Source organism: Paenibacillus qinlingensis, assembly GCF_013204845.1.
GTDB classification, from domain to species: domain Bacteria; phylum Bacillota; class Bacilli; order Paenibacillales; family NBRC-103111; genus Paenibacillus_E; species Paenibacillus_E qinlingensis.
The window spans coordinates 23,262-35,833 of sequence record NZ_JABMKY010000041.1 but is presented as its reverse complement, the minus strand read 5'-3'; the positions used below and the strand labels follow the sequence as shown (position 1 = coordinate 35,833).

7 protein-coding genes are annotated in these 12,572 nt (G+C 47.0%); all 7 read right to left on the bottom strand.

The window, feature by feature from the left end; all coding sequences use genetic code 11:
• Window positions 1-415: 415 nt before the first annotated feature.
• Entirely contained in the window at window positions 416-2,662 is a 2,247-nt protein-coding gene (locus HQN88_RS36455; RefSeq protein WP_173121398.1) for a glycoside hydrolase family 127 protein, read from the bottom strand.
• Between the two features lie 2 nt (window positions 2,663-2,664).
• A complete protein-coding gene (locus tag HQN88_RS36450; RefSeq protein WP_173121397.1) occupies window positions 2,665-3,576 on the bottom strand; it encodes a family 43 glycosylhydrolase in 912 nt (303 codons plus the stop codon).
• A 75-nt stretch (window positions 3,577-3,651) separates the two neighbouring features.
• Window positions 3,652-5,298, bottom strand: a complete 1,647-nt coding sequence (locus HQN88_RS36445) for a type 2 periplasmic-binding domain-containing protein (RefSeq protein WP_246320645.1) — start codon at window positions 5,296-5,298, stop codon at window positions 3,652-3,654.
• Between the two features lie 24 nt (window positions 5,299-5,322).
• Window positions 5,323-6,198 carry a carbohydrate ABC transporter permease gene (locus HQN88_RS36440; protein ID WP_173121396.1) on the bottom strand — a complete coding sequence of 292 codons (876 nt, stop codon included), beginning with the start codon at window positions 6,196-6,198 and terminating at the stop codon, window positions 5,323-5,325.
• Between the two features lie 12 nt (window positions 6,199-6,210).
• On the bottom strand, window positions 6,211-7,065 hold the full coding sequence (locus tag HQN88_RS36435) for an ABC transporter permease (protein ID WP_173121400.1): 855 nt from the start codon (window positions 7,063-7,065) through the stop codon (window positions 6,211-6,213).
• A 277-nt stretch (window positions 7,066-7,342) separates the two neighbouring features.
• The gene (locus tag HQN88_RS36430; protein WP_173121395.1) at window positions 7,343-9,577 is read right to left on the bottom strand and encodes an AraC family transcriptional regulator; all 2,235 of its coding nucleotides are present in this window, start codon (window positions 9,575-9,577) and stop codon (window positions 7,343-7,345) included.
• A gap of 1,126 nt (window positions 9,578-10,703) precedes the next feature.
• On the bottom strand, window positions 10,704-12,554 hold the full coding sequence (gene atzF, locus HQN88_RS36425; RefSeq protein WP_173121394.1) for an allophanate hydrolase: 1,851 nt from the start codon (window positions 12,552-12,554) through the stop codon (window positions 10,704-10,706).
• Window positions 12,555-12,572 lie beyond the last annotated feature (18 nt).

The window sequence follows — 12,572 nt, the reverse complement described above, 5'->3', positions numbered from 1 at the left end:
TTTAAAGATGACTTGCTCATTTGAAGCTAGCGAGATTTTGCAATCTCTTTTATAGTCGATTACTCGACTGTGCTTACTCACTCGTTGTTCAGTTTTCAAAGATCAATTTCTTTCGTTCGCTACCGTGTTACCGAAGCAGCGAGAAGTAATATACCACAGATCGTTTCATCATTGCAAGTTCTTTTTTTCCATTACTATCGGTGTCTGTCGAGAAAGCATGTTCACTTCGTATCGCTTGTGATTGCCTGCTTCAGAACAACGAGGACTAATGTACCATGTCTAGAAATCAATTACAACCCCTTTGAAAAAGTCCCACTATTGCGATTGTTTTGAATTGTTTCTATGTACACACCCCACAAAATTCTTACTATAATGAGAAGACCTGCAGCCATGGGCTGCAGGTCTAGCACTTTAACTAAACGCGCTTCACTACTCGTATTCCATATACCTTAGAAACCTTACATGCTTTATGCGCTGCGAATTTGACAGTAAGACTCTCCTGACCATGACTCCACTCGGCAGGAATTCGATAACTCCGTTGAATAAACGTATTTCGTTCTTCCGAGGCAATACTTCCTTCTTGCAGTTTATGCCCTCCGACTAAGATGTCGTATCGATTAACAGCCTCCTGCGCTTTGTCGAACATGACAACTAAATCCACGTCTGTATCGGATTGTACAGACACTTGGTAAGAGAACCACCCATCCAGCCATGTTTCTCTGTATTTTCGGCCAGCCAACATGCCTACCCGACTCGCTTCGCCAGCAAATTCGTGATCCCGTTCTGGTTGCATTTCTCCCGTTTGGACGAAATCTATCGTACGTTCTTCAAGGAGCCGCAGCTTCTCCAGCTCGAGCTTATAAGTAATTTCCTCCCGCTTCCACTCTTCCTCTGTGAACAGGTCCCAGTAAACGCTATAGCATCTATTATATAGTTGATAAAATGGATAGAGCTTAACATCACGCGGATAACCCACGCCAACCATTTGGAACCCTTGCTCACCTACCGGTTGAAGCTTAGATACCATTTCATCCCGTTCACCAATCCATACCGGGGTATATAACAAGCCTTGCTCCTCAGAAGCCTCATCTGACGGCCATGGTCCCAAGTCTCCAGCTAATACCAAAGGACCGTGCGTAAAAGCTACCCGATTCAAGTTATCCGGCATCGCTTCCATTCTCACCTTCATAGGAAGAACTAGTTCCACCGTATCGCCATCTTCCCACAATCTGGACACGGCTAGAAAACTTGATGGCACATGATGTTCTATAGCAACCTCATTGTTAATGCGTACCGTCATTCCGTCCTCTGCCCAACCGGGTTGTCGAAGATTCATTGTAAAAGAAACGGATTGCTTACAGGATACGCGAAAACGGATAATACCCTCTTCCGGAAAATTCGTTTCTTGCTCTAGCGTAACACCCATTTCCGACCAATCTAGTATGGATGGTGCATATTGAGCCACATATAGATTATCCGCCTCGTGGAAGTACATGCCGGTGCCATAGGATGCATGGTTCTCCATGCCCGAACCGATACAGCAGGAAAAATCGAACTTATTACGGAAATCTTTGTGCCCGCCCATTTCGAGCGATACATAGTAGCAAACGCTACCGTCACCTTTATGCTGAGAACCTAAGATATGGTTATACAGTGTGCGTTCATAGTAATCCGCTCGTTCAGCCAGGGGTTCCCACCCAAATAAATGCTTCGTGAGTTTCAGCATATTGTAGGAGTTGCAGGTTTCACAGGTTGACGCACCCAAACGATTACTTAGTTGACCCGCTTCACCAAAATGCTCATGCAAGCTATTGCCACCGATGACATACGTATGGTCATGAACGACGCGTTGCCAAAAGTATTCCGATATCTTACGATATTTCTGCTTACCAATGAGTTCATATTGTCTAGCAGCACTAACGATCTTCGGAATCTGCGTGTTCGCATGCTTGCCGATTAGCTCATCCTTTTCCTCTTCTAATGGATCTAGGATTTCCTTATGGTGGAACCTTTCAGATAGCAGCAAGAAAGCGTCATCGCCTGAATCCACTGCCAAATCAGCCAACACCTCACCTATACCCCCGAATTCGCAGCGCAACACTTCTTGCATCTGTTCTTCATTTAAGCCTGCGAATACCTGAGCCAACCAATACCCCAAACCTTGGCCAATTTCCAAAGCTAGTGCATGATCTGCCAACCGATAGGCATCACGCAAGCCTGCGAACAATTTATGAAGATTATATAACGGCACCCAGCCCTCATTTAAATCAAAACCTTGCGAGCGGATATCACCGGCTTTGATCTCTTCGAAAAGCTCCTTACCGCGCGGGATGCCCGATACGTAGCCAGTGCCATGAGCTTCTTGACAGGCTTTTAACTCATTTAGAATATAAGTTATGCGATCTTGAAACGTCGACTCCCCCGTAGCGGCAACCATCATCGCACAAGCAGACAAGTAATGCCCTAGGGTGTGGCCCGATATGCCTCTTGATTCCCATCCCTCGTAATGCGGCGCTTTTGTAGGCAGCCCTGCATACTCTCGAAACTTGGAAAGCATACGATCCGGCTCGAGCTCAAGTAAGTACGCGCGATTCAGCTCCATCGCTTCCTTCAATGGACCACCAGTAAGTCGAACCCGTTTTAAATCAAATGTTTGCAGCATGACTACATAACCCCCGTTTTTTCCTGCTGAATAATAAACGGCAAACCATTCTCCCAACCGATTTCTATCTTGGAGAGATACCACGTTTTGCCCATGTCATTGTTCCCTTGATAAAATAAGTACGTCCGCTCATCCTGATCTACAAAAAGGAAAGGATGTCCAGATTCGCTTGAATTCCAACTGCCAGGTTCCCCATTTGGCAATAGCGGCTCTGCAAATAGTCGCTCCCATCGAATACCGTCCTCACTGATCGCACACCCGATTTGCTGAGGTGCATTATTATAAGCCCCTGCATAGAACATATAGAGCTTGCCCTCACGTTTGCACATGGCGGCAGCTTCAATGCAAGCACCTTCCCACGCTAGCTCTGGCTTCAGAATGGTGTCTGTGCTAGCTTGCGTCCATGCAGACCTTCCGTAATCCGAATGAAGCGGCGCTGTTGCCACACCTTGCATTTGGATTTCACCCTTCGGATCCCTTGTCGCAAAGTAGAGGAATAGCTTCTCGTCGTGAACGACCACATCCGCGTCAATCGCTCTGCCATTGTTCCACGCACCTGTCGGCGCGAAGATCGGGTTCGTCTCATTTTTGGTGAAAGTCAACCCATCCTCCGATACAGCATGACAGATCGCATCCTTCGGAAAATTACCATACGTTTGATAAAATAAGTGCACGCGGCCTTCTAGTACGATAGCGCCAGGTGCACAGATGCCTTTGGCTTCACAAGGCTGCTCAAGCGGAACTTCACCAATCTTCGTCCAATTATCTAAATCTGTGCTCTCGGCTACACCAATTCCCCAACGGCCATCTATGAACGGTCCTCTTGAGTAATATAAGAAATATTTCCCCTTGTAGGAAACAACGGCCGGGTCCTTGGCATAGGGTATTCCCGCTGTCATGTCAGCAAATTTCATGATGATCTCTCCCATCGTTTTGTATAAAGCTGACCACCTTTCACGAGTGAATGAAAAGTGGCGCAGATTTGGGCATTAGTTTTGTTTGAATTTCCACATGTCCTTCGCCAGGAATGCGGTATCTTTGTTTTCGTTGTACCATTTCAAATAAAAGTCCTCTAATTTGGTGCCACCCGACTTCGTCCACAAATCTTTGGCGTCAGCAAATGCTTGCTCGACCGTGTATGTCGATCCTGACACAATAGCTTTGTTGTAGAAGTCCGTTATTTTGCTCACATTCGTATTCACGATTTTGAGATCTTCCGGCAATGCTGGCATATGTTCACCATACGTAATTGGCGCATATTTTACATCATCGCTCAAGTTGGCGATATTATTTTGCTTAATCAGCTCGATGAATTCCTTCTGCAACGGCTGACTTGCATCCATCTGGCTTGTTACGCTTGCACAAGGCTCGATCTCGATCTGCTGCAGCAGAAGTTGGAAATCTGTATTCCAAGCTACCTCTTTGTTAAAGAGCTGCAAGTCCTTAGGCGCGTAGCAGCCATTGGCTTTTTTGACGGAATCCACTTCAGGTGTTCCATAACGAAGCATTTCAGCACTCGTTTTATCCGACATGAAATCGATATACTTCATTGCCGCCTGTGGATCCTTCGTTTTCGAATTAATAACCGTCGTCATCTGAACGGGGTTATTGACACCTATTGCGAAACGACCATAAGTTGAAGCCGGCAACTTAATCGCCGAAACCTCAGCGGTCGGCACATTCTTTTTCAAAGGCTCGTAATAAGTAGAGTAATTCACAGGGTCAATGGTACGTCCTACGAAAATACCCGTCTTCCCGTTAATCCAATCTTGAACCGCTTTTTGACCGTTTTTATCCGTTAAGAAATCCTTATCTGTAAGGCCTGCGTCAAACAATTGCTTCTTAAAGGTAACTGCCGCTTTCGCTCTGTCCCAATCATGAACAAGCTTGCCATCCTGAAGTACCCAGCTCACGTCTTGGAACATCGTGGAGATCGCACCGCCAGTTTCTCCGCTTAGCGCGATGCCATAGGTGTCCTTTTTACCGTTGCCATCGGGATCATCATTCGCAAACGCCTGTGCGACCTTGAATAGGTCTTCCACGGTTTCAGGCGCTTTCAAGCCTAGCTTCTTCAACCAATCTTCACGAATAAAGAGCGCTTGGAAACCAACGAGCTTCTGCACACGGCCAAATTCGTATTGCTTGCCATCTGATTTGGAGCCTGCTTTTTTCAGTTCAGGGTACTTTTGCAAGAGCGCCTTATACGTTGTGCTGTACTTCTGGATCAAATCGTCAACGGGCATGATCTGCTTCTGCTGATAAAGCTGGTCTCTGAAATTGGTATCGAATTCATGAATAACGTCAGGAGCGCTGCCAGATGCGAATAAAATGTTCAACTTCTGCACGGACTCTCCGCGAGGAATCGGCACAAACTTGGCTTCGGTTGGTCCTGTTTCACTTACCCATTTGGTCCATCTGTTATTATCAATGGTACCCATGCCTTGTGGAATATTGCCGCGATCATAGAGCGTGACAGTGATGTTGCCTTTTTTGGCAGGCGCAGTGGTTCCTGTCGTTGTTCCCGTTGGTGCAGCAGTCGATTCCGAGCCACTTTCTTTCGAGCAGGCAACCAATAAACATCCACAAGCCATTGTTAACGTTACGAGTGTTACCATTTTCCGATTCCAAGTTTTCATATTCCATTACCCCTCTTCTGAGTTTTATCCTTTAATAGCCCCAATCATGACGCCCTTAACAAAATGCCTTTGCAGCAGTGGATAAATGATCATAATCGGAAGCACCATGACAATAATGGCAGCCGAGTTGACTTCTTCTGGTGTTAATAAAATTTGATCTGCCGCATCTGAGCTATTCATTTGCGCCAGCATCGTTTGACTTTGAATCATTTGTTGAACCAAAACCGATAAGTTATATTTCGTCGTTTCATTAATGTAAATGAGTACATTGAAGAATGCGTTCCAATAGCCCACACCGTAAAATAAGGCAAGTGTCGTAAGTACAGGCAAGGATAACGGGAGTACAATCCGCGTCAAGTATTTCCAATCTCCACAACCGTCCATCCGGGCAGCGTCATCCAGCTCACTCGGTATGTTCTCCATAAAAGACCGGAGTACAAGAAGATTAAATGTACTGACAAGCCCCGGCAGCCATAGAGCCCAATAGGTGTTCATGAGTCCATATGCTTTTAGAGTCAAATAAGTTGGAATAAGTCCGCCGCCGAAAAGCATTGTAAAGACGATCGCGAACAAGTACCATTTTCTCCCGTAAAAGTAGGAACGCGTTAATGGATATGCCGCCAGTATGGTAAAAGCCATACTCAAGACAACACCAACCCCTGTGATTTGCACACTATTAAAAAATGAATTGACAATTGGCGAGCCCGACATCAGCTGTTTATAGGATTCAAGTGAGAAGCCAATTGGATAAAAGGTTACCCAGCCTGAGGCCACCGCATGCGTATCGCTAATCGACAGCGAAATGATGTGGAGCAAAGGAAATAAACACGCCAATGCTGCTATTGTTAATAAGCCATAAAAAATGACGACTAACGTTCGTTCACCATATGAAGTTTGCATGTCGTCCTCCCCCTACCACAGGCCATTGCCGAATTTACGAGCAATTCGATTCGTAATGAATACGAGGATCAAGCTCACCAAGGACTCAAATAGCCCGATTGCTGCTGTTACACTGAATTGTGAGCCCATTAAGCCAATTTTGTAAACATACGTAGAAATGACCTCGGATACATTAGAAACCGTTGCGTTTTGCAGCATAAAAATTTGATCGAAACCTACTTCCATGACACGCCCCATCGCCAGTATAAACATTAATACCACCGTTGAGCTGATACCAGGCAGGGTTACATGCCAGATCTGCTTCCATTTACTAGCGCCATCTAATCCAGCAGCCTCATATAGACTGCCATCAATACTACCTAATGCAGCTAAGTAAACAATGGCACTGAACCCAGCTTCTTTCCATATCCCAGAGCCTACGAAAATAGAGAGCCAGGAGCCTTCATGATACAAGAACGCGTACGAGTGTCCGAAAACATATTGCCACACACTGTTCAGCATACCGCTTTGCTGCGAAAAAATAGTAACGATGATCCCGCCTACAATGATCCACGAGAAGAAATGGGGTAGGAATACGAGCGTTTGCACGAGACTTTTAAACCATTTGGAACGAACTTCATTTAACATAATCGCTAGCAGAATCGGAAAAGGAAACCCAATAAAAATTGACATCAAACTTAGTAAAAGTGTATTCCTTATAATTTGAATCGTAGCAGGTGTACTAAAGAGAACCTTGAAGTTCTCAAGTCCCACCCAAGGACTGTGGAGAATACCATCTCCGAAATTGTAATGTTTGAACGCCATGATACTACCGAACATCGGTACATATTTGAAAGCAATAAAGAAAAGGATAATCGGCGTAAACATGAGGTAGAGTGGAATGTTGCGTTTCCAAGTTGCGCTGCCGATATGGTTCACCCCCTTGATGCGTCTGTGTCAGAATCTCCTGCAGGTTCGATCTGAACACAACCTCACTATACTTGGAGGGTCGCCATCGCCACAATTTCCATTATTCGCAGCATAAACAATTATGTAAATGGACATGCAAAAACCGCCCCCAGTAGTTGCAAAGGGGCGGCTTGTCTCGCGAGAAGCTGAATAAACAATTTCCGCAAGTTAACATTTTGGTAAATGCGCTGGATTCTTAGGTAGAATGCTGCTTTCGGTACTCTCCTGGCGTGCTGCCTTCGGCTTTTTTGAAGGTACGGATAAAGGAAATCACCTGCAAATAACCGACTTGTTCACCAATCGACTGCACAGGTTCGGTCGTCTGAATGAGCAACCGCTTAGCTTCTGTCATTCGAATATCGATCAGGTATTCAACGAAGCGTTCACCTGTTTCCGCTTTAAATAGCTTGCTCAGTACCCGTGAAGGAAGATCGAATTTCTCACTCAAATAATTGAGGGACAGATCTGGATTGCTATAATTTTGAAGTAAATACGCTTTAATTTCATCAATGCGGTTATGGTGCTCGTTGGCTAGCTGCCATTCCTGGATGGACTCGACCAAGGAGCCCAGCAAATCTTGTAAGCCTACTTGGATATCTCCAATGAGATCCGTTGCAACCAAAGTGGTCCTCGCTTCAACATTGAGCCGATCTACCCAATTGCGGGCGAGTTCTGGCGGCAGATCTTCCATTTCTTTTTCCAATGCAAAAAATAAATAGTGAATGATATCCAGCACCTTCTCCCGAGGAAGCAGTTCTGTTCTCATACTCAGAAACAGTTCTTCAAAAATCCGCTGCCATTCCCCCTCTGCTGCTCGTACAGCTTTAACTAACGATCGAACGGATTGCAGTTGGTGATAGATATCTCTCTGTAGGTGTGATTGCGTTTCTGTCGCATAGTAGACGTTGTTATAGCCGCGAAGCGTCCTGAACTGTCCTGCCTTCAGCGCATCTTGATAGGAATGGCTAATTTCCTCTGCATCATTCCCGTTGGTCCCCACATAGATGGATATTGTAAATTTCAAATTGGTGGAAACCCAATTTTTGATTAATTGTGCTAGAGGCTCGATTGATGGGTAGTCTTGTTCAGCCTTTACATAGAGAATGGCGCATAATTGATCCGCCTCTTTCCATTCGAACCATACTGTTAGTTCCTGGCTCTGGGCAATTTCTTGCAGCACACCATGAATAACAAACTTAAATAGGGACTGATCCCTGCTTGAGTATTTGGTTTGGAATTCTTGGTAGTTATCGATTTCAATAATCATCACAAGCGTGGAATGAAAACTCTGAGGTAGCTCTAATTGCGCTGCTTCAGTCTCCCACTCGGCTTGATTAAGAGAGAAATTACCTTCTAACAGTTCATAAAACCAATATTTTTTGCGGATGGATAGATCCTCTTGATGCCGTAGTTCATATTGATTGGATTTCTCAACTAAATTATCCAGGGCTGAGGTAATAAACTGAAACTCGTCATGTTCAGACTTCTTCCCCATAGACAGACTCCGTTTCAACGCATAACGATCAATCCGAATCATAATCTCTTCAATCGGCTTATAATTGCGATGGGTAATATACATTAAGAACATAATGCTAAGTAAGATCGCACCAAACATCGGCAGTGTCCATACACCAAAAAATACAGCTAATAAACTGCCTTGCTCCAGCTTAGGTACCTTAACCGCGAGTTTCCAACCCGTATAAGATGACGCAATGGTGCTAATTCCCCATGCAGTCGGTTCAACATCCGATTCCACTCCAGGTTCTTTGAATGGTTTATCCTCACTGCTCATCATCTCAATGGAATCTGCAGCATTCGCTTTAATGGATTGCAGCATGCCAATCAGCGATCCCAGTTTAATATTAATGACTACGACGCCATTGGGAACCGATGATGTAATGGGCACTTTTTTGACAAGAGAAAGCACCTGATCTGAACGTGCCTCCCCGATGAATTGATTATACGAACGAGGCGTTGTCCATTGAACGCCCGCTTCACCCCGAAAAGCAGCTTCCACAAAGGAAGCATCAGCAAATTGGTCGATTTTAAAAATGGAGTTATCCGTAATCACTTCATTATTTGATTTCTTATAGATGTACACATCGCCGGCAAATGGAAACAACGTCTTGATATTATTTAGCCTCTGCGAAATTTCGTAAGCGGTATACGGCGACGTTGGTTCATTACTGCTAAAGTAGTCTTTGATCCATTCATCGGTGAGCATTTGTTGGATAACAAAGTTCTCAATCGTTTGAAAAGAGGAATCCACGACATTCATGACATGCGAAGCGAACACCTCGTTCGTATTCTGAATGCGCTCTCTCGTTTCGACATTCCATTTGTAATAGAACACCATCATCAAGACCAACACGATAAAGAAGAAAAAAGGTACATATGAAAATAGTAATCGGTAAAACCATTTCTTTTGCATGGTCTCCCCCTAATCGTCATTGCGTAGTTTAGTTTATCTTAGTCTACTACATTCCATGCGATTTGTACGAGATTGTAGTTTTAGGGGATGGGGGAAGGAGGCGCTCGCAATGCCACCCGCTTACCTGACTTAACCGGACAACAAACATTGCTCTTTGCCTCGCCATCCCGATCCACTCCCCCTCCTCCCCTCCAAAAGGAGTTGTGAGAATAAAGAGAAGAATGTGAGAACAGTGGAGTGGGGGATGGCTTAAGGGAATGTGGAGCGAGGTGATGGCGTAGATGAGTGTCGAGTAGCGTGATGGCTTAGGTGAATGTGGAGTGGGGTGATGGCTTAGATGAATGCGGGGTCGGGTGATGGCTTAGGGGAATGTGGAGTGGGGTGCTGGCGTAGGGGAATGCGGAGTCGGGTGCTGGCTTAGGGGAATATGGAGTGGGGTGCTGGCTTAGGGGAATGCGGGGTCGGGTGCTGGCTTAGGGGAATGTGGAGTGGTGAGTAGCTAAGGAGTAGAGGGGACAGATGTAGTGCCTGTTGGAGTAAGATTGTTGATTTTCTGGAGAATTCTCACGTCTTCAAGCACTCTAACCCTGACAGAAATGCAAAAGAGCACTTTTCGAATGGTTTTCTCCTCGATTTTTAGAAATTGATGCAAATAGGCATCAATTTGGAGTGATTTTAGGCGATTTTCCTAAAATACCGTGAAAAGGTTGCTTATTTGCACGTATTTATCAATTTTGACCATAAATCAGTGGAAAAGGTTGTATTTTTGCATTTTTGAAAGAGGGGGAGCTGGAAATGGAAGAGAGAGTTGTGCGCGGTCAAACAACTACCCCACGCACGGCCACCGGCGCGCGTTAGTTCGAAATCATCGAACTAAACTTACCGTCAGCGCCATCCATTCTGGATTAGTCCGAAATCGCCGAACTAAACCGCCACAAACTCCCTCCACCCAAGAAAAATGGTTAAATAGTTCGGCAGAATCTGACTAATTGGTCTTTTTCGGGTGGAATTCTTGTTTTAGTTCGGGAAAATCGGACTAATACCTATTCCAACGAAAGAAGGGTAAGCTTCTCTTACCCCGCAACAGATAAGTGCTCAAAAAAAGAGGGAGCTGCGCTCCCCCTCTCTACAAAGGCACCACGTTGCGCCAACTACGCAACGCCGTCACATCTTCCGCGCCTTCAGCCGCGTAAGCCTCACAAACGAAGCCCGGGACTTCCGTGCCGTCCCGGAGCTCAACCTTGCCGATCCCGAGCGGAGCCGGGATCGCTGCCGCAAAGCCCCCGAATGCCTCGAGCGGCATCTCCCAAATCTCCAGCAGGATGGCTGCGCCACCCTGCTGTTGCTTGATCATCCCCGGCTTCGCAGGGGATGTCGGCAGCTTCACAAGGCTGTACTTCGCCGCGGATTCATCCTCCCGGATGAACCGCGCTCCGCAGCCTTGCATCTGTTTCTCCAGCGGGTAGCCACGCATGTGCAGCCCGCAAACCGCAACGAGCGTCGTTTGCGCAGCGGTGGCGCTATCCTCACTTGTACTTGCACTTGCACTTGCACCCGCAGCAACCTCCGCCTTCGCCACATCTTGCTCAGCGCCAGCGATGAACAACTCCGCCGCCCCACAAATCAGCCCCTCCTCTTCCGCCACCGCGAAGAGGGTAATCCCAAAAGGCGTCTCCGGTGTTGCATCGCCCGCAGGCACAGCCACTGCGCACAGATCCAGCAGGTTGCAATGGTTCGTATAGCGACCCATATCGCGATTCGTGCTGATCGGGTCGGCAAGAACTTGCTCGCGCGTCCACGTGCCACCACAGGTTGGCATCACAAGCACAGCATCCTGAAGCAGCTTTCGAGCTTCCAGCTTATACTGTTGAAGCTTATGCATGGCAATAAATACAGATGCCGCATCATACTCAGCAGCTGCGCCCGAGCGTAATATCTTCTCCGTCACGGGATAAGCTACGCCAGGATTCGCTTCAATAAACGGCCCAATATCTGCCCAACGTTCAGCCACCCAAGGACCTTCATATAAGATCGCCGCAGCTTGGGCGAATAATTCAACATCTACCTCTTCAATCAAAATACCTTCACGCAGACTAACCTCACGCACCTGCTCAACAGCCTGCAGCCACGCTGCACGATACTCCGCAGCGTAAGGCCCATAGAAGCCAAGCTCGCCACTTGGCAATAACACGCGAGAAGGCAGTCCCGCCGGCTTGCGCACCACGTTGCGGGACCATGGATCTTCCGCGTGGACGCCTCGAACCACGCTGTCTACAACAAGCGCATCCGCTAGAGAATGCGCGAAGACCGTGACACAGTCGAGGCTCGCACAGGCTGGCACGACCCCTTTGGTCGGCCATGCGCCGAGACTCGACTTATAGCCGACTAGGCGATTCAGCGCGGCCGGCACACGGCCGGAGCCCGCTGTATCTGTGCCAAGTGAGAAAACCACTTGGCCACGGGCTACACTAACGGCCGAGCCGGAGCTGGAGCCGCCGCTGATCAGTTCAGGACGCAAGGCGTTATGCGCGTCCCCGTAAGGACTGCGAGCGCCAACTAAGCCTGTAGCGAACTGATCGAGATTGGTTTTGCCTACAGGAATGGCGCCAGCCGCAATCAATCTCTCCACGACACCCGCATCCTCATCCGGCGTAAACGCATATTCTGCGCAAGCTGCCGTCGTCGGAATACCAGCGAGATCAATGTTATCTTTGATCGCGAAGGGAATCCCCCACAGCGGTGCATCCGCCAGCGAGAGAGATGTCAACCGGTCCAAATACGGCTGAATCGCATCCATCGTCGGCGGCGTAATCCAAATGTTCATGTCAGCATCTGCGATGGAACGCTCTACAATGATCGCCATGACTTCCTGCGGCGATAATGCGCCCGCTTCATACTTTTCACGCAAGTAAGATAGGGTCAATTCTTTTTCCAACTCATCACTACTAATTCGTTCTCCGTCTATTCGCTCTCCCATAGCTCCTTCACCTCTCCC